Origin of the sequence: Pseudomonas sp. TNT2022 ID1044, assembly GCF_028656895.1 — a bacterium.
GTDB classification, from domain to species: Bacteria; Pseudomonadota; Gammaproteobacteria; order Pseudomonadales; family Pseudomonadaceae; genus Aquipseudomonas; species Aquipseudomonas reinekei.
Window position 1 is genome coordinate 24,302 of record NZ_JAMDHB010000006.1, and the last position, 22,259, is coordinate 46,560.

19 protein-coding genes are annotated in these 22,259 nt (G+C 59.6%); 12 read left to right on the forward strand and 7 right to left on the reverse strand.

Going from position 1 to position 22,259, the window contains the following annotated elements:
- Positions 1-287: 287 nt before the first annotated feature.
- The gene (locus M5G20_RS08450) at positions 288-917 is read right to left on the reverse strand and encodes a response regulator (protein ID WP_020798801.1); all 630 of its coding nucleotides are present in this window, start codon (positions 915-917) and stop codon (positions 288-290) included.
- The gene (locus M5G20_RS08455) at positions 918-3,314 is read right to left on the reverse strand and encodes a PAS domain-containing sensor histidine kinase (RefSeq protein WP_273918764.1); all 2,397 of its coding nucleotides are present in this window, start codon (positions 3,312-3,314) and stop codon (positions 918-920) included.
- A gap of 73 nt (positions 3,315-3,387) precedes the next feature.
- Here M5G20_RS08455 and M5G20_RS08460 point away from each other — a divergent pair, with 73 nt between their 5' ends.
- A complete protein-coding gene (locus tag M5G20_RS08460) occupies positions 3,388-4,380 on the forward strand; it encodes an alpha/beta hydrolase family protein (protein WP_273918765.1) in 993 nt (330 codons plus the stop codon).
- Between the two features lie 138 nt (positions 4,381-4,518).
- On the opposite strand, the gene M5G20_RS08465 is transcribed toward M5G20_RS08460, so the two are convergent.
- From M5G20_RS08465 to M5G20_RS08475, 3 genes are read right to left on the reverse strand one after another with little or no spacing between them, the layout of a single operon-like run.
- Entirely contained in the window at positions 4,519-5,286 is a 768-nt protein-coding gene (locus M5G20_RS08465; RefSeq protein ID WP_273919047.1) for a TerB family tellurite resistance protein, read from the reverse strand.
- A gap of 1 nt (position 5,287) precedes the next feature.
- The gene (murU, locus tag M5G20_RS08470; RefSeq protein ID WP_273918766.1) at positions 5,288-5,959 is read right to left on the reverse strand and encodes an N-acetylmuramate alpha-1-phosphate uridylyltransferase MurU; all 672 of its coding nucleotides are present in this window, start codon (positions 5,957-5,959) and stop codon (positions 5,288-5,290) included.
- A complete protein-coding gene (locus tag M5G20_RS08475) occupies positions 5,956-6,975 on the reverse strand; it encodes an aminoglycoside phosphotransferase family protein (RefSeq protein WP_273918768.1) in 1,020 nt (339 codons plus the stop codon). Before M5G20_RS08475 ends, murU begins: the two co-directional genes overlap by 4 nt.
- Positions 6,976-7,105: 130 nt before the next feature.
- Here M5G20_RS08475 and M5G20_RS08480 point away from each other — a divergent pair, with 130 nt between their 5' ends.
- From M5G20_RS08480 to M5G20_RS08530, 11 genes are all read left to right on the forward strand, one after another.
- Positions 7,106-9,904, forward strand: a complete 2,799-nt coding sequence (locus M5G20_RS08480) for an LPS-assembly protein LptD (RefSeq protein ID WP_273918769.1) — start codon at positions 7,106-7,108, stop codon at positions 9,902-9,904.
- A complete protein-coding gene (gene surA, locus M5G20_RS08485) occupies positions 9,879-11,201 on the forward strand; it encodes a peptidylprolyl isomerase SurA (protein WP_273918770.1) in 1,323 nt (440 codons plus the stop codon). Before M5G20_RS08480 ends, surA begins: the two co-directional genes overlap by 26 nt.
- Positions 11,198-12,187, forward strand: coding sequence for a 4-hydroxythreonine-4-phosphate dehydrogenase PdxA (pdxA, locus tag M5G20_RS08490; RefSeq protein WP_273918771.1), 990 nt, complete (start codon positions 11,198-11,200; stop codon positions 12,185-12,187). The genes surA and pdxA overlap by 4 nt, the downstream gene beginning before the upstream one ends.
- Entirely contained in the window at positions 12,184-13,002 is an 819-nt protein-coding gene (gene rsmA, locus M5G20_RS08495) for a 16S rRNA (adenine(1518)-N(6)/adenine(1519)-N(6))-dimethyltransferase RsmA (RefSeq protein WP_150736132.1), read from the forward strand. Before pdxA ends, rsmA begins: the two co-directional genes overlap by 4 nt.
- A 123-nt stretch (positions 13,003-13,125) precedes the next feature.
- The gene (gene apaG / locus M5G20_RS08500; protein ID WP_273918772.1) at positions 13,126-13,506 is read left to right on the forward strand and encodes a Co2+/Mg2+ efflux protein ApaG; all 381 of its coding nucleotides are present in this window, start codon (positions 13,126-13,128) and stop codon (positions 13,504-13,506) included.
- Positions 13,506-14,390, forward strand: coding sequence for a symmetrical bis(5'-nucleosyl)-tetraphosphatase (locus tag M5G20_RS08505; RefSeq protein WP_273918773.1), 885 nt, complete (start codon positions 13,506-13,508; stop codon positions 14,388-14,390). The genes apaG and M5G20_RS08505 overlap by 1 nt, the downstream gene beginning before the upstream one ends.
- 33 nt (positions 14,391-14,423) lie before the next feature.
- The gene (gene glpE / locus M5G20_RS08510) at positions 14,424-14,753 is read left to right on the forward strand and encodes a thiosulfate sulfurtransferase GlpE (RefSeq protein WP_064680100.1); all 330 of its coding nucleotides are present in this window, start codon (positions 14,424-14,426) and stop codon (positions 14,751-14,753) included.
- Positions 14,754-15,050: 297 nt separating this feature from the next.
- Positions 15,051-16,973 carry a PrkA family serine protein kinase gene (locus tag M5G20_RS08515; protein WP_053162938.1) on the forward strand — a complete coding sequence of 641 codons (1,923 nt, stop codon included), beginning with the start codon at positions 15,051-15,053 and terminating at the stop codon, positions 16,971-16,973.
- 204 nt (positions 16,974-17,177) lie between these two features.
- Complete coding sequence (locus M5G20_RS08520; protein ID WP_150736129.1) at positions 17,178-18,449, forward strand: YeaH/YhbH family protein; 1,272 nt, start codon at positions 17,178-17,180, stop codon at positions 18,447-18,449.
- A complete protein-coding gene (locus tag M5G20_RS08525) occupies positions 18,446-20,008 on the forward strand; it encodes a SpoVR family protein (protein WP_075946159.1) in 1,563 nt (520 codons plus the stop codon). Before M5G20_RS08520 ends, M5G20_RS08525 begins: the two co-directional genes overlap by 4 nt.
- Positions 20,009-20,071: 63 nt before the next feature.
- Positions 20,072-21,301 (forward strand): multifunctional CCA addition/repair protein, encoded by a 1,230-nt coding sequence (locus M5G20_RS08530; RefSeq protein ID WP_273918775.1) that lies wholly within the window; start codon positions 20,072-20,074, stop codon positions 21,299-21,301.
- A 73-nt stretch (positions 21,302-21,374) separates the two neighbouring features.
- Here the strand turns inward: M5G20_RS08530 and folK are convergent, their stop codons facing one another.
- Together folK and folB are read right to left on the reverse strand one after the other, a co-directional pair.
- The gene (gene folK, locus M5G20_RS08535) at positions 21,375-21,893 is read right to left on the reverse strand and encodes a 2-amino-4-hydroxy-6-hydroxymethyldihydropteridine diphosphokinase (RefSeq protein WP_273918776.1); all 519 of its coding nucleotides are present in this window, start codon (positions 21,891-21,893) and stop codon (positions 21,375-21,377) included.
- A complete protein-coding gene (gene folB / locus M5G20_RS08540) occupies positions 21,884-22,240 on the reverse strand; it encodes a dihydroneopterin aldolase (RefSeq protein WP_008051601.1) in 357 nt (118 codons plus the stop codon). Before folB ends, folK begins: the two co-directional genes overlap by 10 nt.
- Positions 22,241-22,259: the final 19 nt, after the last annotated feature.

The following is a 22,259-nucleotide window of genomic DNA, read 5'->3' on the forward strand; positions in this document are numbered from 1 at the left end:
GACCTGCGCAAATCGGGGCGCAGGAGAGATTCGCCTCAGCCGGATGGAAGGTTGGGGGTAGGGATTGCCCTACAAGGATGGCGCGTTTTGGCACACGCAGCGGCAGCTGCTGGCTACGAGCCGCGAGTAATGGCAAAAGCGGTGGCGGGCAGTGTCGTAAATGGATATGGCGCTGCGTTTTTCTGCAGGAGCCGGCTGGCTGGCGATGGGCACGCATCCATCAACCTTGATGCGCCTGATACATCGCCATCGCCAGCAAGCCGGCACCTACAGGGAATTGGGTGCGGTCAGAGAAGTTTGTGTTCCATCGCGTACTTCACCAGCTCGGCCAGTGAGGTGATGTTGAGCTTCTGCATCAATCGCGCCTTGTGGGTGCTGATGGTCTTGCTGCTCAGGGCCAGTTGCTGGGCGATGTCGTTGACGTTGGCGCCTTGGGCCAGGCGTTCGAACACGGAAAATTCACGCTCTGACAAGAGTGAGTGCAACGGTCGCGAATCGGTCAGGCCGACCTCGAAGACCATGCGATCGGCCAGGTCAGGATCGATATAACGCCCACCCGCCGCCACCCGGCGAATGGCCGTTAGCAACAGCGCCGGATCGCTGTCCTTGGTCGCATAACCGGCAGCCCCGACTTTTAACGCCCGAGCGGCCATCTGCGCTTCGTCATGCATCGACAGCACCAGGATCACCGGCGGATTGTTCAGCGCACGGATCCGTGGAATCGCTTCCAGGCCATTCACTCCCGGCATGGAGATATCCAGCAACACCACCTCGCAGGGGACATGCCGCAACGTTTCGAGCAATTGCTCGCCATTGCTTGCCTCCCCCACCACCAGCAAATCCTTGGCGAGGCCGATCAGTTGCTTGATACCTTCGCGGACGATGGTGTGGTCTTCGGCTACCAGTACACGGATCACTTACTTCTCCTCATCAAGCGGCACTCGCACGATAAGGGTCGTGCCCTCCCCCAACTCACTTTCAAGCGACAACTCACCGCCCATGATCAACACCCGCTCGCGCATGCCGACCACGCCGAAGGATGTCGGCCTGCCAGCTGTGGCGACAAATCCTACGCCATCATCGCTGACCGTCAGACACAACTCATCGCCTTCCAGGGCCAGCGTCAGTTCAACAGTATGCGCCTGGGCGTGGCGCATGACATTGGTCAGGGCTTCCTGAAGGATTCGAAACAGGCCGATTGCCTTGGCGTCGCTGAGCATCGGCAAATTGTCCGGTACCTGCACCAGGCACGGGATCTGCGTGCGCGCCTCGAATCGCCGGGCCTGCCATTCAATGGCCGAGGCGATCCCCGCATCGAGGATCGGCGGACGCAATGCCGTCGCCACATCGCGGACCAGCTGGAACAGCTGGGCGATCAAACGCTTCATGCTGTTCAGGCGCTCGTTCAAACCAGGGTCAAGTTGCGCGTAGGCCAGTTCGCACATCGACGTTTCCAGCTTCAACACGGTCAGCATCTGACCCAACTCGTCGTGAACTTCCCGGGCAATGCGCGCCTTTTCCTCTTCGCGCCCGCTCTCCAGGTGCGCCGACAATTCCCGCAACTGCGCCCGGGAGCTGGCCAGCTCCAGTTCGATGCGCTTGCTCTCACTGATGTCCCAGACAATGCCATCCCAGACGTAGGCGCCGTCCTCCAGTTGACGGGTAATCGCCTTGATTTCCGCCCAGCGCTGTTCGCCCTGACGCGTAAGAATCCGCCCTTGCCAGGACCAGTCGCTGTCGGTGTCCAGGGCATGATCCTGGGTCTGGTGATAACTCGCCTTGTCGTCCGGGTGCACCAGACTGCGCAAGCCCTTGTCGCGATGGGCCAGGGTCGCCGGCGAATAACCCACCAGACTCTCGCTGCCTTCGCTGATGTAGGCAAAGTCGATTTGGCCGGTCACCGGCGCCCGCTCCAGACGAAAGACCAGGCCTGGCACATTCGCCGCAATCCCTTGCAGCCGCGCCTCACTTTCCTGCAACGCTGCCAGGGCGCGGCGCCGCTCGGTGACGTCGGTGAGGTAGACCACCAGGTACTCGCCATCGCGAAAGCGCAGGAAGCTCAGCGACACATCGGCCGGCAGGATGCTGCCGTCGGCCCGCAGGCAATTGGTTTCGAAACTTTGCGGCGACTCGTCGCTGGCTCTGGCGCGCTTCCACAGGTTCAGCCAACGATCCATGTGCAGGCCAGGTTCGAAGTCGATCAACGGGCGATCGATGATGCCGCCCGATGGATAGCCGAGCATGGTTTCGGCGGCGCGGTTGGCGTAGCGCACGTGGCTGTCCCAATTGACCCAAAGGATGCCGACGGTGCTTTGATCGATGGAAAACTGGGTCAGTCGCAGCGCCTCTTCACTGGCGGCGCGCAAGGCAATGTCGGCTTGCGCGGCCGCCAGTCGCTGCTCGAGGCTGTGCTGCTGACGGCGCTGCCAGAACACGATCGCCATGCTGCTCAGCGCCACAATCAACAACAGCAGGCAGAGGTTTTGCCAGAACCCGGGGGACTCGGTCAGCCGCGGGTACTTGGGTTGCAGCCACTGGTTGTGCAGGGTTTCCAGATCCTTGGCCGGGATCGCCCGCAGCGCACTTACGACGATACCGGCCAGTTCCGGTTTGTCGCGCCGCGTCGCCACCCGCAGCAATTGCGGCAGACCGATGTCACCCACCACCACCAGGCCGGCGAATTCCGGCTCGACCGACAGGCGCCCCAACTGCGCCTCATCGACCACGGCATAGCCAGCTTGCTGGCTCAACAACAATTGCAGTGCCTGACGCTCCATCGGCACGCCCTGAAGGTTCAGATGCGGATAGTTGCCACGCAGGTAGTCGGCGATCGCGCTGGGCATTCGCACGGCCACGCGAGTCTGGCTGTCGAGTTTTTCCAGCTCCACCGCTCCTGTGCTTTTCTGGTTGCTGACGACCAGTTGCGGCACTCGCATGTATGGATCGGAAAACTGCCAGAGGCGCAGACCACCGGGCGTCTGGCTCAGCCCCGGGGCGATATCGATTTCACCCGCACGCGCGGCGGCTTCCAGCTGTTCAAGATCAGGAAAATTGCGCCAGGTCAGCTCGACGTTGAGCGACTTGGCCAGCCATTTCATCAACTCGACATTGACCCCGGACAGGCGCTGCAGGCGGCGATCGTATTGAGCGTAGGGCGCCTGCAACACCAGCCCGACACGCAATTGGCCCTGTTGTGCCAGCCATTGTTGCTGGGCGGCGGACAACACGGCGACGTGGGCCGCAGGCGCGGCTGCCCAGCCCATCAAGGGAAACCACAACCAGCCGATAACCCACAGGCAGCGAAAACGCATCATCGAACTCTCACACACTGACAAATACTGACCAACCCATTAGGCTGCCGGAATCACTTCTGGCCTGGAATATCCGATGCCCCCTGTCTACCGCCTGGCACTGCCAGCATTGTGCCTGTCGCTGATCCTGCCATGCGCTTTTTCCGTCGAGGCTGCCGACCCGGCACCTGCCGCCGTGGAACAACCCGCGCAAGAAAAGCCGCTTGAGCGCCAGCCGTTGCCTGAGCGTAGTCAGGAAGAAGCGACTGCACTCGAACGAAAAATCCCTGCGCAGGAGCAGCAACAACTGCAAGCGGGTAGCGAAACGTTCCTCGCCTTGTGGAAACCGGCCAATACCGCCGAACCGAAAGGCGCGGTGATTATCGTCCCGGGCGCTGGCGAAACCGTTGACTGGCCGCAAGCAATCAGTCCGTTGCGTCGCCAATTGCCCGACGCGCAATGGAGCAGCCTGAGTATCACCTTGCCGGACTTGCAAGGCGATGTCATCGCGCCACGCGTCGCCGAAGTACCACCGACGCCGAAAACGCCGGACGTCGGCAGCAATGACGCGACCACCGCCGCCCCCATCGAGCAGGCCGCGGGAGGAGAAGCTGAAATGGCTGACAAACCCGTCGCTGAAACCAGCGAAGAACACTCCAAGGCTGACGCCGAACGAATCTTTGCCCGGATCGATGCGGCGATTGCGTTTGCCGAACAGCAGAGCGCTCGCAGCATTGTCGTATTGGGGCATGGCACCGGCGCTTATTGGGCCGCGCGGTATCTGAACGAGAAGCAGCCATCGCAGGTCGAACGCTTCGTCATGGTCGCCGCGCAAACGCCTGACAAAGCGCAACCCGGGCTGGACGAACTTGCGCCAACGCTGAAGCTGCCCACCGCCGACATTTTCTACATGGACAAGCCTCTGGACCGCAACGCCGCGCTGACGCGATTGCAGGCCAGCAAACGCTTGAAGACTTCGGCCTTCAGCCAGGTGTCGCTCAAGGCGCTGCCGGGTGACAACAAGGCGCAGCAGGAACAGTTGGTTCGGCGGGTGCGGGGCTGGTTGAATCCGCAGAATGCGGCGAACTGATAGAGCGCGTCGCCCCCATCGCTGGCAAGCCAGCTCCTACAGGATTGAAGTCGATCACAAAATTTGTGTACGACTCAAATACTGTGGGAGCTGGCTTGCCAGCGATGGCGCCATTGAAAACAACACCTGACTGTCCTGCTAGCGAAAATCCCGCCGCTGCCGAATCAGCGTATAGGCACTGTGCAGTTCCCGGGTTTTCTCGGTGGCCTCACGCACCTGCGACACCGTCGCCCCACTGCCGGCAATCTTGTCCGGGTGATGGCGGCTGAGCAGGCGTCGGTAGGCACGTTTGATCTGCTCCGGCTCCGTGGTAGCCGATACCCCCAGCAACCGCAAGGCATCCTGATAGTTTGTAACGCCGTTACCCAGCGGACGTTTCTGCGGCTCGTAGTCGTGGGCCAACGCCTGGACCTGATGAGTCGTCCAGCCCAGCCATTTACCCCATTGTGCGAGCAGTTCGCGTTCCTGATGACCGGCGCGACCATCGGCCCAGACCATTCGCCAACAGGCACGCAAGACACCTTCCGCCGCATGGGGTTGATTGCTCAACCGGCGTAGATAGCCGCGCAAGCGGTCGTCGCCCGACTTGCCACGATTGAACGCGGCAATCGCCCGACGCCGGGACGGTTCGTTCATTTCCAGCGCACGCATTTCCTCACGCGCCTGCTGGATATGACCGTCCACCACCCGCCCGTCGCACTTGGCCAACCTGCCGAGCAACACGAACAGCAGTTCATCGTTGCGCAGTGCCGGACGACCGCCGAGCTTTTCCCGCAAATGCGCCCAGCTCTGCAAGTGCAGGCGACGATCCAGCGCCTGCCCCAACAAAGCACCGAGCATGGCCCCCGGAATGCTGGCAATGGCAAAACCGGCTCCGGCTCCAATCAGAGTCCCTGGCCACAGCACGTCAGCGGCCCGCTTCGATGAGAGCTTCCACTTCGGCCAGGCGCTCGTGGGTGCCGACATCCACCCACAGCCCGTTCAGGCGCTCGCCGGACACCTGCCCGTTCGCCATGGCGGCTCGCAGCAACGGTGCCAGTTTGAAAGCCCCGGCGGAGCAAGCTTCGAACAGTTGCGGGTGCAATACCGCGATGCCGCTGTAGGTCAGGGTGTCGGTCGCCGGCTGGCCGTCGCGAACCTTTCCGTCGATCAGCTGGAAATCGCCGCTTGGGTGATGAGCCGGATTGGTCGCGAGCACCAGATGCGCAAGGCCGACAATCGGCTGATGCAGCACGCTGAAGTCGTAATCGGTCCAGATATCGCCATTGACCACGACAAAGGCTTCATCACCCAGCAACGGCAACGCACGGTAAATCCCGCCGCCGGTTTCCAGCGGTTCGCCTTCCGGGGAATACTGAATGCTGACGCCATAGCGCGAACCGTCGCCCAGGTAATCTTCGATCTGTTGCCCCAACCAGGCGTGGTTGATCACGATCTCGGTAAACCCGGCGGCCGCCAGCGCTCGCAGGTGATACTCGATCAGCGGCACGCCACCCGCGCGAACCAGCGGCTTTGGCGTGGTCAGGGTCAGCGGGCGCATGCGCTCGCCTTTGCCCGCCGCGAGAATCATCGCCTTCATGCTTTCACTCCAGCACGCAGACTGGCCAGCAATACATCCAGTTCCGCCAGTTCCGGGCGGCGGGCGATCACTGCGTCTATATAGGCAAAGAAACGCGGCACATCGCCCAGATAGCGCGGCTTGCCGTCGCGGTGGCAGATACGGGCGAAGATGCCGATCACCTTCAGGTGACGCTGCACACCCATCAGATCACTGGCGCGCAGGAAATCTTCAAAATCCGGCTGTACCGGGATATTCAGCGCCGAGGCCTGCTGCCAGTAACTTTCCAGCCAACCGCGCACGCGCTCTTCGGGCCAGCTGAGGAACGCATCCTTGAACAGGCAGGTCACGTCGTAGGTCACCGGACCGTAGACCGCATCCTGGAAATCCAGCACGCCGGGGTTCGGCTCGCTAAGCATCAGGTTGCGCGGCATGTAGTCGCGATGAACCAGGACCTTGGGCTGAGCCAGCGCGCTGTCGATCAACAAATCGCTGACTTGCTGCCAGAGCACTTGCTGCGCAGCGTCGAACTCAATCCCCAATTCGCGCTTCACGTACCACTCGGGAAACAGTTCGAGTTCGCGGCGCAACAATGCCACGTCGTAACTGGGCAGCGGTGCGACCATCGGCAATTGCTGAAAAGCCAACAGCGCTTGCAGGGCATCGCTGAACAAATCGTCGGCATTTTCGCTGTCGATCACGTCCAGATAGGTCTTGTTGCCCAAATCATTGAGCAAAAGAAATCCGCGCTCGAGGTCTTCGGCATAAATTTTCGGCACATTTATTCCGGATTTCGCCAGTAAAAAAGCAATATCCACGAAGGGTTTGCAGTTTTCCTGGGGCGGTGGCGCGTCCATTACGACGAAACTTCTACCGGCGCCTTCCCAACGGAAATATCGCCGGAAACTCGCGTCGCTACTGGCCGCGGTCAACGTGGCCGGGGGTACGGCGCCCCAGCCCTGATCCGCAAAAAGGATTGCCAACTGCTCATCGAGCCAAACTTTCAGGTGTTGCAAACGTACATCTTGGTCAGGCATTGCAAGGGTCTCCGACGGCGCTAGCCGTCAAGCGGGTCATGCTTTATTATCCAGCATCTTTTTCAGACCATCGAGAGGCGTGCGGCCCACACCGCGGGCAGATGGCACGCAGGAAGCCCGGACTAATAAGATGGCATTGAAATCCCCCGCGTTTCGTAAAAAATTTCCGTTGTTGGTAACCGGCAGTCTGCTGGCCTTGCAACCCCTCGCCACTTCCTTCGTGGTCGCCGCGGAACAGTATGACTGCTCAGTCTCTGCTTCGGGTGCCTGGGACTGCGCGCCAAAGACGCCGGCGGCTGCATTGCCTCCGCGTCCCGTGCATGACGGCAGCGCCGTTTCCGCGACCGGTGAAACCCCGGCCGAGGAAGGCACCAGCGAAGACACGGGTGCCAAGACTGTTCTGGTTACCGAGTCCAAGGGCCGTGGCCTGAAGTCGCGTAGCGAAGACTACAGTCACCTCGACTGGGTTCCCCGCGAGCAGCTCACTGCAGCGCAACTGGCCGAAACCGGTCCTTATTGCGCTGGTTCCTATATCGAACCGATTCGTCCTGGCATGAATGACAAGACGAATAAAAGCGACGCGCCCACCTTTATCGGCGCGAAAGCCTCGCGCTATAAGCAGGATGAGCAAGTCGCCACCCTGGCCGGTGACGTGGTCATGCGCCAGGGCAGCATGCAGGTCGAAGCCGACGAAGCCAATCTTTACCAGGCCGAGAGCCGTGGTGAGCTGAGCGGCAACGTGCGCATTCGCGACAACGGCGCCCTGATCGTCGGTGACCACGCCGACGTGCAGCTCGACACCGGTGAAGCCAAGGTCGACAACGCCGAATACGTGATGCACAAATCGCGCATCCGCGGTAACGCGCTGTACGCCAAACGTGCCGAGAACGCCATCATCCGCCTCAAGGATGGTACGTACACCACGTGCGAACCGAACAGCAACGCCTGGCAGCTCAAGGGCAACAACATCACCCTGAACCCTGCCACCGGCTTCGGTACCGCGACCAACGTGACATTGCGGGTCAAGGACATTCCGGTCCTGTACACGCCTTACATCTATTTCCCGATCGACGACCGTCGCCAGTCCGGCTTCCTGCCACCGACCATCGGCACCGGCACCGACACCGGTTTCCTGCTGGTCACGCCGTACTACTTCAACCTGGCGCCGAACTACGATGCCACGTTGTACCCGCGCTACATGAGCAAGCGCGGTCTGTTGATGGAAGGCGAATTCCGCTACCTGACCAAGTCCAGCGAAGGTCAGTTCGGCGCCGCGTACCTCAACGACGAAGAGGACGAGCGCAAGCTGCAGACCGACTACGAAAAAACCCGCTACATGTACAACTGGCAGCACAAGGGTGGTCTCGACTCGCGCGTGTTCACGCAGGTCGACTACACCAAGATCAGCGATCCTTATTACTTCCAGGATCTGCAGACTGACCAGATTGGCGTGAAAAGCTCCGACTTCGTGAACCAGCAGGGCTCCGTCAGCTACCGCGGCGACAGCTACACCGCTCGCATCAACGCACAGGCGTATCAGCTGGCAACCGTTTCCAACATCACGCCATATGACCGTTTGCCGCAAATCACCTTTGATGGTGCGCTGCCGATGCATCCAGGCGGTCTGGATTTCAGCTACAACACTGAAATCGTTCGGTTTGACCGGGATCTGCAAAACGGTAGCTTCACCGATGAAGACGGCAATGTATCCCCACGCCTCGACACAAACGTTCAAGGCCTGGCCCGCGCCACCGGTGATCGCCTCAACCTTGCACCGGCTGTAAGCCTGCCGATGCAGGCCTCTTATGGCTACATAACACCAAAGCTCAAGTACCAGTACACGCAATACCAGCTGGACTTGGACAGTATCGGCAAAAACCAGATTGCTGCGCAGACTGCAGAACAGAACCAGCTGAACGGCACGTTTGATAGCAACCAGAATCGCGGCGTACCGATCGCCAGTATCGACAGCGGCCTGTACTTCGATCGCAACACCCAATGGTTCGGCAAGAATTACCGCCAGACCCTCGAACCGCGCCTGTTCTACCTGTACGTCCCTGAAAAGGATCAGGAAGACATCCCGGTATTCGACACCAGCGAATACACCTTCAACTATGCGTCGCTGTTCCGTGACAACCGCTTCTCCGGCGCCGACCGCGTCGGTGACGAGAACAAACTGTCCCTGGGCGTGACCAGCCGCTGGATCGAAGACAATGGCTTCGAGCGCCAACGCGTCAGCGTCGGCCAGGCGTTGTACTTCAAGGATCGTAAGGTTCAGTTGCCTGGTGTGAATTTCGAAGATCGCGACGACGCCAAGTCCGACGTTTCCCCCTATGCGCTGGAATACGAATATCGCTTCAACCGCGATTGGCGTACCACTGCTGACTACAACTGGGACCCGGACAGCCGCAGCCCTCGCTCCGGCAGTGCAATGTTCCACTACCAGCCTGAAGACAACCCGAACAAGGTCATCAACGCCGGCTATCGCTATCGCAATGACCAGGTTCGTTACGACCAGAACAGCGGTAAGTGGACTGTGGGCGGTGGCGACTATGGCACCCCGGGCACGCCTGGCTACGTGAAGGATTACTACAAGATCCAACAGCACGACTTCTCGGTGATCTGGCCGATCGTGCCGCAATGGAACGCCATCAGCCGCTGGCAGTACGACTACAACCGCAACCGTACGCTGGAAGCCTTCGGTGGTTTCGAGTACGACAACTGCTGCTGGAAACTGCGCCTGATCAACCGTTACTGGGTTTCCTACGACGAATTCAGTCAGGAAGCACCGCAAAACGAAAAAGGCGACCACGGCGTCTTCCTCCAAATTGTTCTGAAGGGACTCGGCGGCCTCACTGGCGCCAAAGTAGAGAGCTTCCTCGACAAAGGCATCCAAGGTTATCGTGAACGTGAAGACCAAGCTTTCTGATTGTCTGCGCCCGCTGTTGCTGGGCGCGCTGTTCCTGGGTACCGCGGCCAACGCCGCAGTACAGTCCATCGATAAAGTGGTGGCCATTGTCGATAACGACGTGGTCATGCAGAGCCAACTGGACCAGCGCGTCCATGAAGTTCAGCAAACCATCGCCAAGCGCGGCACTGCCGTGCCTCCGGCCAGCGTACTGGAGCAACAGGTGCTTGAGCGCCTGATCGTCGAGAACCTGCAATTGCAGATCGGCGAACGCTCCGGCATCCGCATTACCGATGAAGAACTGAACCAGGCTGTCGGCACTATCGCCCAGCGCAACAACATGACGGTCGACCAGTTCCGCGCCGCCCTGAGCCGCGACGGCCTGTCTTACGACGACGCTCGTGACCAGATCCGCCGCGAAATGGTCATCAGCCGTGTACGTCAGCGTCGTGTGGCCGAACGCATCCAGGTCTCCGAGCAGGAAGTGAAGAACTTCCTGGCTTCCGACCTTGGCAAAATGCAGCTGTCCGAAGAGTTTCGCCTGGCCAACATCCTGATTCCAACGCCGGAAAGCGCCAACTCCGACGCGATTCAGAATGCTGCCAAACAGGCTGACGCGGTTTACCAGCAGCTCAAGCAAGGCGCTGACTTCGGTCAACTGGCCATCGCCAAATCCGCCAGTGAAACGGCTCTGGAAGGCGGCGACATGGGCTGGCGTAAAGCGGCCCAACTGCCACCTCCTTTCGATCGTCTGCTGAGCAGCATGACCGTCGGCGACGTGACCCAGCCAATGCGCACGCCGGGCGGCTTCATCATCTTGAAGATCCTCGACAAGCGTGGCGGCGAGACTCAGATGCGCGATGAAGTGCACGTGCGTCACATTCTGGTCAAACCAAGCCCGATCCGCGACGAAGAAAAAACCAAGGCGCTGGCTCAGTCGCTCTACACCCGTATCGAAGCGGGCGAAGACTTCGGCGAACTGGCGAAAAGCTATTCGGAAGACCCGGGCTCTGCGCTCAACGGCGGCGACCTGAACTGGATCGACCCGAACGCTCTGGTTCCGGAGTTCCGCGAAGTGATGGCCAAGACCCCACAAGGTCAACTGTCCAAGCCGTTCCAGACTCAATATGGCTGGCACGTACTGGAAGTCCTTGGCCGTCGCGCCACCGACAGCACCACCCAGGCACGCGAACAACAAGCCATGACCGTACTGCGTAACCGCAAATACGACGAAGAGCTGCAAAGCTGGCTGCGTCAGATCCGTGACGAAGCGTACGTAGAAATCAAACTCCCTGGCGCCGACCAGGCAGCGCAGTGAAACCCAAACGTTTCGCGCTGACACCCGGCGAACCGGCCGGCATAGGTCCCGACCTGTGCCTGCTGCTCGCCTCGCAAGCCCAGCCACACCCCCTGATTGCCATCACCAGCCGCGACCTGCTCCTCGAGCGGGCCGCGCTGCTGGGTGTGGCTGTCGATTTGCTGCCGGTTACGCCGGACAGCTGGCCGGACCTGCCCGCGCCAGCCAACAGCCTGTATGTCTGGGATACACCGCTCAATGCCAAGGTCGTCGCCGGGCAACTGGACAAGGCCAACGCAGCGTTCGTTCTGGAAACCCTGACCCGCGCCGGTCAAGGCTGTCTGGACGGACACTTTGCCGGCATGATCACCGCGCCGGTGCATAAGGGTGTGATCAACGAGTCCGGAATCGCCTTCTCCGGACACACCGAATTCCTCGCTGACCTGACCCATACCGCGCAAGTGGTCATGATGCTCGCCACCCGCGGCCTGCGCGTGGCACTGGTCACCACCCACCTGCCCCTTCGCGAGATCGCCGATGCGATCACCCCGGAGCGCCTGGAACGGGTGACGCGAATCCTGCATACCGATCTTCAAGAAAAATTCGGCATCGCCCAGCCGCGAATCCTGGTGTGCGGGCTCAACCCTCACGCTGGCGAAGGCGGACACCTGGGCCATGAAGAAATCGACATCATCGAACCCACATTAGAGCGCTTGCGCGGCGAAGGCATGGACCTGCGGGGTCCGTTGCCCGCCGACACTCTGTTTACCCCCAAATATCTGGAGCACTGCGACGCAGTGCTGGCGATGTACCACGACCAGGGCCTGCCTGTGCTGAAATACAAAGGCTTCGGCGCAGCAGTCAATGTGACGCTCGGGCTGCCGATCATCCGCACGTCGGTCGACCACGGCACCGCCCTGGACCTGGCCGGCAGCGGCAAGATCGACACCGGCAGCCTGCAAGTCGCGCTGGAAACCGCCTACCAGATGGCCGAGACCCGTTTATGACCGAGCAATACCAACACAAGGCGCGCAAGCGTTTTGGCCAGAACTTCCTGCACGATGCCGGCGTTATCGACCGCATCCTGCGCTCCATCCACGCCAAAGCCGAAGACCGTCTACTGGAAATCGGCCCGGGCCAGGGTGCGCTCACCCAGGGCCTGCTCAGCAGCGGCGCGCAACTCGACGTGGTGGAGCTGGACAAGGACCTGATCCCGATCCTCAATCAGCAGTTCGCCGGCAAGAGCAATTTCAACCTGCATCAGGGCGACGCACTGAAGTTCGACTTCAACAGCCTGAATGCGGCGCCTGGCAGCCTGCGCGTGGTCGGCAACCTGCCGTACAACATCTCCACGCCGCTGATTTTCCATTTGCTGCACAACGCCCACCTGATCCGCGACATGCACTTCATGCTGCAGAAAGAAGTGGTCGAGCGTCTGGCGGCAGGCCCTGGCGGCGGCGATTGGGGTCGTTTGTCGATCATGGTTCAGTATCATTGCCGGGTTGAGCATCTGTTCAACGTAGGTCCAGGTGCGTTCAACCCGCCACCGAAAGTCGACTCGGCCATCGTGCGCCTGGTACCTCACGCCGTGCTGCCACACCCGGCCAAGGATCACCGGTTGCTGGAACGCGTTGTGCGCGAAGCCTTCAACCAGCGCCGCAAAACCTTGCGCAACACCCTCAAGCTGCTGCTGAGCAACGACGAAATCGAAGCCGCCGGCGTCGATGGCAGCCTGCGTCCCGAGCAACTTGATCTGGCCGCTTTCGTGCGCCTGGCTGACAAGCTCAGTGAACAATCCCTACAGAAGCCAGCGGACGCCTGACAGAACCGAAGCGTTATCGGGTAGGACACCAGCGCCCATGTCTGGTTTACTACCCGGTACTTGGCCTAGACTGAACTCAATCAGTTAAGCCCCGCGTCCCGCTTCGTTTTTAAGGCCTCTTGCATGTCCGATCCTCGTTATCAGGTCGACGTCAGCGTCGTCACCCGTTATCTGGCAGAACAATCGCAACCCGAACACGACCGCTTTGCCTTCGCGTACACCATCACCGTACAAAACAACGGCGAGTTACCCGCCAAACTGTTGTCACGGCACTGGGTGATCACCGATGGTGACGGGCACGTGGAAGAGGTTCGTGGCGCCGGCGTGGTCGGCCAACAGCCATTGATCGACGCAGACCAAAGCCACACCTACAGCAGTGGCACGGTCATGACCACCAAGGTCGGCACCATGCAGGGCACGTACCAGATGATTGCCGACGACGGTAAACACTTCGATGCGATCATTGCCCCATTCCGCCTTGCCGTGCCGGGGTCGTTGCACTGATGGCAACGTATGCCGTCGGCGACCTGCAAGGCTGTCTTGAAGCGCTGCAGTGCCTGCTCAAGCAAGTGGCGTTCGATCCGGCCAAGGATCGCCTGTGGCTGGTCGGCGACCTGGTCAACCGCGGCCCGCAATCACTCGAAACGTTGCGCTTCCTCTATAGCATCCGTGAATCGCTGGTGTGCGTACTCGGCAATCACGACCTGCATCTGCTGGCCGCCGGGCAAAACATCGAGCGCCTGAAAAAGGGCGATACCCTGCGCGAGATCATCGAAGCGCCGGATTGCACCGAGCTGCTGGACTGGTTGCGCCAGCAAAAGCTCATGCATTACGACGAACAACGAAACGTGGCGCTGGTGCACGCGGGCATCCCGCCGCAGTGGTCGCTGCGCAAGGCCCTGAAGTGCGCAGCCGAAGTCGAAACCGCGTTGCGGGACGACAACCTGTTCCCGCCGTACCTTGATGGCATGTATGGCAACGATCCGGCGAAATGGGACAACGACCTCAAGGGCGTGACGCGCCTGAGGGTGATCACCAACTATTTCACACGGATGCGCTTCTGTACGGCCGAAGGCAAACTCGACCTCAAGAGCAAGGAAGGCCTTGATTCAGCACCGGCAGGTTACAAGCCCTGGTTCCAGCACAAGGAACGCAAGGCCCGGGATCTGAAGATCATCTTCGGCCACTGGGCGGCGCTGGAAGGCAACGTCGACGCCCCGGGCATCTTCGCCCTCGACACAGGCTGTGTCTGGGGCGGCGCCCTGACACTGATGAATGTCGATAGCCTCGAGCGCTTGTCCTGCAATTGCGACGAACATGGCCATGTCGCTGCGCCACCAGTCGCCCCACCCCTTTCCGAACCATCGTCAGTCAGCGCCCCGCGTTAGACTGCGCTTACAGCCGAGCCACAGGAACCCGCCATGAGCGAATTCAAACGTATTCCCCCGGAACAGGCCCAAGCCCTGCGTGAACAAGGCGCGGTGGTGGTCGATGTCCGTGATCCAGCAACCTTTGCGGCGCTGCACATCAGCGGCTCGAAGCATCTGGACAACCACTCACTGCACGCTTTCATTCAGGGCGCCGACCTTGATGCGCCGACTGTGGTGGTCTGCTACCACGGGAATTCCAGTCAGGGCGCTGCCGCCTACCTGATCAGTCAGGGCTTCTCCGACGTCTACAGTATGGATGGCGGTTTTGAGCTGTGGCGTACGACTTATCCTTCGGAAACGGCGCAAGGCACTTGCGAATAATTTTTTTGTAACACGCAAGCCCGCGGCTGCCGTGGGCTCGCGCGGTGGCAGACGAACGGTCTGCCACAACTAATTACGTATCTCGCCTTTACCTCCTGAATTCCCAACTATCCTTAAGCGCAGGCCATCCAAAACAGGGGAGAGCCGGTACACCGGCGCGCGGATCATCGGGAGTAGCTTTCGGAGGCGTCTGCTTCGAAAGGTTTCTGGGGGGTAAACAGCGACTGCCTGTTCGGTTGCTGCCAGCATCGACTGAGTGATCCGGCGTCGGCTCCACGTATCGAGCGAGGTGACGTCATGAGTATCTTTAGCCACTTCCAACAACGTTTCGAGTCCACACGCCAGGAAGAACTCTCGCTGCAAGAGTATCTCGAACTGTGCAAAAAGGACCGTAGCGCCTACGTTTCCGCCGCCGAGCGTCTGCTCCTGGCTATCGGTGAACCGGAGCTGCTCGACACCTCGACCAACTCGAGGCTGTCGCGAATCTTCTCCAACAAGGTGATCCGCCGCTATCCGGCCTTTGAAGACTTCCACGGGATGGAAGAATGCATCGACCAGATCGTGTCGTATTTCCGCCATGCCGCCCAAGGCCTGGAAGAGAAGAAACAAATCCTCTACCTCCTCGGCCCTGTTGGCGGCGGCAAATCGTCCCTGGCCGAGAAGCTCAAGCAACTGATTGAAAAAGTGCCCTTCTACGCCATCAAGGGCTCGCCGGTTTTCGAATCGCCGCTGGGGCTGTTCAACTCCACTGAAGATGGGGCCATCCTCGAAGAAGACTTCGGGATTCCTCGGCGCTACCTCAACACCATCATGTCGCCATGGGCGACTAAACGCCTGGCCGAATTCGGCGGCGACATCAGCCAGTTCCGCGTGGTGAAACTCTACCCGTCGATCCTCAACCAGATCGCCGTGGCCAAAACCGAGCCGGGCGATGAAAACAACCAGGACATTTCGGCACTGGTGGGCAAGGTCGATATCCGCAAACTGGAAGAATTCCCGCAGAACGACGCCGACGCCTACAGCTACTCGGGCGCACTGTGCCGGGCCAACCAGGGCCTGATGGAATTCGTCGAAATGTTCAAGGCGCCGATCAAGGTGCTGCACCCACTGCTGACCGCCACGCAGGAAGGCAACTACAACAGCACCGAAGGTCTTGGCGCGATTCCGTTCACCGGGATCCTGCTCGCTCACTCCAACGAATCGGAATGGCACACCTTCCGCAACAACAAGAACAACGAAGCCTTCATCGACCGGATCTATATCGTCAAAGTGCCGTACTGCCTGCGGGTCAGCGACGAAGTGAAGATCTACGACAAACTGCTGTTCAACAGCTCGCTGGCCAAAGCCCATTGCGCGCCCGACACCTTGAAGATGCTGGCCCAGTTCACTGTTCTTTCGCGCCTGAAGGAGCCGGAAAACTCCAACATCTACTCGAAGATGCGGGTGTATGACGGCGAAAACCTCAAGGACACCGATCCAAAAGCCAAGTCGATCCAGGAATACCGCGACAACGCGGGCGTCGACGAGGGCATGAACGGTCTGTCGACCCGTTTCGCGTTCAAGATCCTCTCCAAGGTCTTCAACTTCGATCCGCACGAAATCGCCGCCAACCCGGTGCACCTGCTCTACGTGCTGGAACAACAGATCGAGCAGGAACAGTTCCAGGCCGAGACCCGTGAACGCTATCTGCGCTTCCTCAAGGAATACCTGGCACCGCGTTATATCGAATTCATCGGCAAGGAGATCCAGACCGCGTACCTCGAGTCTTACAGCGAGTACGGCCAGAACATCTTCGACCGCTACGTGCTGTACGCCGACTTCTGGATTCAGGACCAGGAATACCGCGATCCGGAAACCGGCGAAATCCTCAACCGCGTGGCATTGAACGAGGAGCTGGAAAAAATCGAGAAACCGGCCGGCATCAGCAATCCGAAGGATTTCCGCAACGAAATCGTCAACTTCGTACTGCGTGCCCGGGCCAACAACAACGGCAAGAACCCAACCTGGCTCAGCTACGAAAAACTGCGGGTGGTCATCGAGAAGAAAATGTTCTCCAACACCGAGGACCTGCTGCCGGTCATCAGCTTCAATGCCAAGGCCAGCAAAGAAGACCAGCAGAAGCACAACGACTTCGTCACACGGATGGTCGAGCGGGGTTACACCGACAAACAGGTACGACTGCTGTCCGAGTGGTATCTGCGGGTCAGAAAATCACAATAACCCGCTGCCGGTCAGACCGGTTGTCGTCAGCCAGAGACCTGTGTGCGCTTTTTCTGCTACACAGGCCTCTGGAAGGTGTTCGAAAGTCGGTAGCGAGATTCAGGCAGTATCTTCGGCGCTTGGGGGAGCGTTTACTTCCCTTGGTACCCGGTTGGCTGCTGCTTGAGCGCTCGCCCCTTTCAGGACAGCTTCTAAGGAGCAGTCATGAGCTATGTGATCGACCGACGTCTCAATGGCAAGAACAAGAGCACGGTGAACCGTCAGCGGTTTCTGCGGCGCTACCGTGATCACATCAAAAAGGCTGTCGAAGAGGCGGTCAGTCGGCGCTCCATTACCGATATGGAGCACGGCGAGCAAATCAGCATTCCCGGTCGCGATATCGACGAGCCGGTGCTTCACCATGGTCGCGGCGGTAAACAAACCGTCGTACACCCCGGCAACAAGGAATTCACCAGCGGCGAGCACATTGCGCGTCCACCGGGAGGCGGCGGCGGTAGAGGCCCTGGTAAGGCCGGCAACTCCGGTGAAGGGATGGACGAGTTCGTCTTCCAGATCACCCAGGAGGAGTTCCTCGAATTCATGTTCGAGGATCTGGAGCTGCCCAACCTGGTCAAACGCAACCTGACCGGCACCGACACCTTCAAGACCGTACGAGCCGGGATCAGCAACGAGGGCAACCCGTCGCGGATCAACATCATCCGCACCCTGCGCTCGGCCCATGCACGACGTATCGCCCTGTCCGGCAGCAGCCGCGCAAAACTGCGCGAAGCCAAGGAAGAACTCCTGCGATTGAAGCAGGAAGAACCGGATAACTTCGGCGATATCCAGGAACTCGAAGCGGAAATCGAAAAACTCAGCGCACGCATCCATCGCGTGCCGTTCCTCGACACCTTTGACCTCAAGTACAACCTGCTCATCAAGCAACCCAATCCCAGCTCCAAGGCTGTGATGTTCTGCCTGATGGACGTGTCCGGCTCGATGACCCAGGCGACCAAGGACATCGCCAAGCGCTTCTTTATCCTGCTGTACCTGTTTCTCAAGCGTAACTACGACAAGATCGACGTCGTGTTCATTCGCCACCACACCAGTGCCCGCGAGGTGGATGAGGAAGAGTTTTTCTACTCCCGCGAAACCGGCGGCACCATCGTCTCCAGCGCCCTGAAGCTGATGCAGGAGATCATGGCGGAGCGCTATCCGAGCAACGAATGGAACATTTACGCCGCCCAGGCTTCCGACGGCGACAACTGGAACGACGACTCGCCGATCTGCCGCGACATTCTGATCAACCAGATCATGCCGTTCGTGCAGTACTACACTTACGTTGAGATTACCCCACGCGAACATCAGGCCCTGTGGTACGAGTACGAGCGCATCGCCGAAGCCTTTTCTGACACTTTTGCCCAGCAACAACTGGTCTCGGCCGGGGATATCTATCCGGTCTTCCGTGAACTCTTCCAGCGCAGGTTAGTGACATGACCGCCAAAGAGCAGAAGCGCCAACCCATTTCCACCGGCTCCGAATGGACGTTCGAGCTGATCCAGGCCTACGACCGCGAAATCAGCCGTATTGCGGCAAGGTACGCCCTCGACACCTACCCTAACCAGATCGAAGTGATCACCGCCGAACAGATGATGGATGCCTACGCCTCCGTCGGTATGCCGCTGGGTTATCACCACTGGTCCTATGGCAAACACTTCCTCAGCACCGAAAAGTCCTACTCACGAGGCCAGATGGGGCTGGCCTACGAAATCGTGATCAACTCCGACCCATGCATCGCTTACCTGATGGAAGAAAACACCATCTGCATGCAGGCATTGGTCGTGGCACATGCCTGCTACGGGCATAACAGTTTTTTCAAAGGCAACTACCTATTCCGTACCTGGACTGACGCCAGTTCGATCATCGATTACCTGGTGTTCGCCAAGCAGTACATCATGCAGTGCGAAGAACGCCATGGCATCGACGCGGTGGAGGACCTGCTCGACTCCTGCCACGCCTTGATGAACTACGGCGTCGACCGCTACAAACGCCCTTATCCGATTTCCGCCGAAGAAGAACGCCGCCGGCAAAAGGACCGTGAGGAACACCTGCAGAAACAGATCAACGATCTGTGGCGGACCATTCCCAAAGGCGCGGACAAGTACAGCGACAAGGACAACGCACGCTTCCCCGCCGAGCCGCAGGAAAACATCCTGTACTTCATCGAGAAACATGCGCCGCTGCTGGAGCCCTGGCAGCGGGAAATCGTGCGCATCGTGCGCAAGATCGCCCAGTATTTTTACCCACAGCGCCAGACTCAGGTGATGAACGAGGGATGGGCCACATTCTGGCACTACACCCTGATGAACGACCTGTACGACGAAGGCCTGGTCACCGACGGCTTCATGATGGAGTTCCTGACGTCCCACACCAGCGTAGTGTTCCAGCCTGGCTTCGACAGCCCTTACTACAGCGGCATCAACCCCTACGCCTTGGGTTTTGCCATGTACCGAGACATCCGTCGCATGTGCGAAGAACCTACCGAAGAGGATTACCGCTGGTTCCCGGACATTGCCGGCACCGACTGGCTGGCAGCCATCAAGTTCGCCATGAGCAGCTTCAAGGATGAGAGCTTCATCCTGCAGTACCTGTCACCCAAGGTGATTCGTGATCTGAAGCTGTTCAGCATTCTCGATGACGACCAGAAGGACGACTTGCTGGTCCCGGCGATACATGACGAGGGCGGCTATCGCACCATTCGTGAAACCCTCGCCGCCCAGTACAACCTGGGCAACCGCGAACCCAACGTGCAGATCTACAGCATCGACCGCCGCGGCGACCGCTCGCTGACCCTGCGCCACCAGCAACACGACCGCAAGCCGCTGGGCGAGTCCACCGAGGAAGTGCTCAAACACCTGCACCGGCTCTGGGGCTTCGACATTCATCTGGAAACCCTGCAAGGGGACCAGGTGATGAAAACCCACCATGTTCCACCCAGAAGCGAGCACAGCGAAGCTGATTACGGCCGACTGGACCTGGCCGTCATTCATCTTTGATGCTGTTTCGGCCTCCGAAAGCCCGACGCAACGGTTATCCTGTCGAGCTAACGGAGGTTTTTTATGCGGATCTATAAAGTCGGCGGTGCAGTACGCGATCGCCTGCTGGGCATTCCTGTCACCGACATCGACCGCGTGGTGGTCGGCGCCACTACCGAAGAGATGCTCGCCCAAGGCTTTCGGCCTGTCGGTGCCGATTTCCCGGTGTTTCTCCATCCCAAAACCGGTGAGGAATACGCCCTCGCCCGGACCGAACGCAAAAGTGGCCGCGGTTACGGCGGGTTCACGTTCCACGCCAGCCCTGAAGTCACCCTCGAAGAAGACCTGATCCGTCGCGACCTGACGATCAATGCCATCGCCGAAGACGACCAGCAGAACCTGACCGACCCCTACCATGGCCAGCGCGATCTCGAAGCGCGCATTCTTCGCCACGTATCGCCCGCATTTGCCGAAGATCCGCTCAGGGTTCTGCGCGTTGCCCGGTTCGCCGCGCGTTATGCCGGGCTCGGTTTTGCCGTTGCCCCCGAAACCCTTGAGCTAATGCGCCAGCTCAGCGAATCAGGTGAACTGCAAGCGCTGACAGCGGAACGCAGCTGGAAAGAGATTTCCCGCGCATTGATGGAAGATCAGCCTCAGGTATTTATTGAAGTGCTGCGAGCATGCGGCGCGCTCAAGGAGTTGATGCCGGAAGTCGACGCTCTGTTCGGCGTGCCGCAACCGGAGGCTCATCACCCGGAAATCGATACGGGCGTGCATACCCTGAGCGTGCTTGAACAAGCCGCGAAGCACAAACAACCGCTGACCGTCCGCTGGGCCTGCCTGCTGCATGACCTGGGCAAAGGGCTGACGCCGGAAGATGAATGGCCACGGCACATTGCCCACGAATTCAAGGGGCTGAAACTGATCAAAGCGGTCAATGAACGGTTCAAGGCGCCGAGGGATTGTCAGGAACTGGCGGTGCTGGTGGGCGAGTATCACACCCATGGGCATCGTGCCCTGGAGCTGAAACCGTCGACCTTGCTGGAGCTGTTGCAGAGCTTCGACGTTTACCGTCGGCCGCAGCGCTTCGAGGAGTTCATCGCGGCGTGCGAGATGGATGCCCGTGGACGCAAAGGACTGGAAGAGAGAAGTTATCCACAGGCGGATTACTTGCGCGGCGCGGCGAAAGCGGCTCGCGGCGTGGCGGTTCAGCCGTTGCTGGAGAAGGGATTCAAGGGGCCGGAGTTGGGTGAGGCGATCAAGCGTGAGCGGCTCAAGGCCTTGAAAACCTACAAAGAGACTGCGTCGGCCTGACCGACGCGCCCGCTCCCACAGGGATTGCATCGTACCTGTGGGAGCGGGCTTGCCCGCGATCGCGTGATAAATGTCACAACAAATCTGAAGGTGTCAGTTGACTGCCGCGCCACTCAAAAGCCACTGGCGCCAACACCTGATCAATCTGCGCCTCATCCCACAGCGTCGCAAAGTTTTTGCCTACACCCGGATGCACCCGATCCGGCGCAATCAACGACAACGGCCACAACACAAAAGCATTTTTCAGAATTTCTGCCCGTGGCAAGATCAAGCCATCGAAATTGCCCACCAGATCACCGAACAACAAAACGTCGATATCCAGCGGCAATCCTCGGCGATCAGGTGCGTAACGACCATTATCCGCTTCAATAAACTTCAAGCGGCGATCCAGTTCCATCAGCGGCAGATCGGTATACGCCGAGACCACAAAATTGAAGAACGGTCCGCTCTTGATCCCCACCGGCTGACTTTCGAAAACCGCCGAGCAACGAATATCCACCAGAAAACCCGCCAAGGCGTCCAGGCCGGCCTGCAAATGGGCTTCGCGCTCGATATTGCTACCGAGCCCGAGATACACCTGGGTTAGCGACATCCGCGCTCGATCTCCACACCCACGCCACCGGTAGCGGCAGGAACGGCACCAGGCTTGGTCAGCTTGAGGCGCATCCAGGTGATCTTGAATTCGCTCATCAGCACTTCAACCAAACGCTCGGCGAACGTTTCAACCAACTGGAACTGCGCCTGCTCGGCAAACGCCTGAATGCGCGACGAAACGCTCGCGTAATCGAGCGCCAGGGTCAGGTCATCACCGGCGGCGGCAGGGCGATTGTCCCAGGCGAAGCTCAAATCCAGACGCAAGCACTGCCGGATGCCCCGCTCCCAGTCGTAGGCACCAATCACGGTATCGACTTCCAGGCCCTCGATAAACACTCTGTCCAAGCACTTTTCTCCGCTACAC

Bases quoted from the DNA above. Each gene is read 5' to 3' on its own strand.
- M5G20_RS08455 (WP_273918764.1), bottom strand. From the start codon at position 3,314: ATGATGCGTTTTCGCTGCCTGTGGGTTATCGGCTGGTTGTGGTTTCCC.
- M5G20_RS08460 (WP_273918765.1), top strand. From the start codon at position 3,388: ATGCCCCCTGTCTACCGCCTGGCACTGCCAGCATTGTGCCTGTCGCTG.
- murU (WP_273918766.1), bottom strand. From the start codon at position 5,959: ATGAAGGCGATGATTCTCGCGGCGGGCAAAGGCGAGCGCATGCGCCCG.
- M5G20_RS08475 (WP_273918768.1), bottom strand. From the start codon at position 6,975: ATGCCTGACCAAGATGTACGTTTGCAACACCTGAAAGTTTGGCTCGAT.
- M5G20_RS08480 (WP_273918769.1), top strand. From the start codon at position 7,106: ATGGCATTGAAATCCCCCGCGTTTCGTAAAAAATTTCCGTTGTTGGTA.
- rsmA (WP_150736132.1), top strand. From the start codon at position 12,184: ATGACCGAGCAATACCAACACAAGGCGCGCAAGCGTTTTGGCCAGAAC.
- apaG (WP_273918772.1), top strand. From the start codon at position 13,126: ATGTCCGATCCTCGTTATCAGGTCGACGTCAGCGTCGTCACCCGTTAT.
- M5G20_RS08505 (WP_273918773.1), top strand. From the start codon at position 13,506: ATGGCAACGTATGCCGTCGGCGACCTGCAAGGCTGTCTTGAAGCGCTG.
- glpE (WP_064680100.1), top strand. From the start codon at position 14,424: ATGAGCGAATTCAAACGTATTCCCCCGGAACAGGCCCAAGCCCTGCGT.
- M5G20_RS08515 (WP_053162938.1), top strand. From the start codon at position 15,051: ATGAGTATCTTTAGCCACTTCCAACAACGTTTCGAGTCCACACGCCAG.
- M5G20_RS08520 (WP_150736129.1), top strand. From the start codon at position 17,178: ATGAGCTATGTGATCGACCGACGTCTCAATGGCAAGAACAAGAGCACG.
- M5G20_RS08525 (WP_075946159.1), top strand. From the start codon at position 18,446: ATGACCGCCAAAGAGCAGAAGCGCCAACCCATTTCCACCGGCTCCGAA.
- M5G20_RS08530 (WP_273918775.1), top strand. From the start codon at position 20,072: ATGCGGATCTATAAAGTCGGCGGTGCAGTACGCGATCGCCTGCTGGGC.
- folK (WP_273918776.1), bottom strand. From the start codon at position 21,893: ATGTCGCTAACCCAGGTGTATCTCGGGCTCGGTAGCAATATCGAGCGC.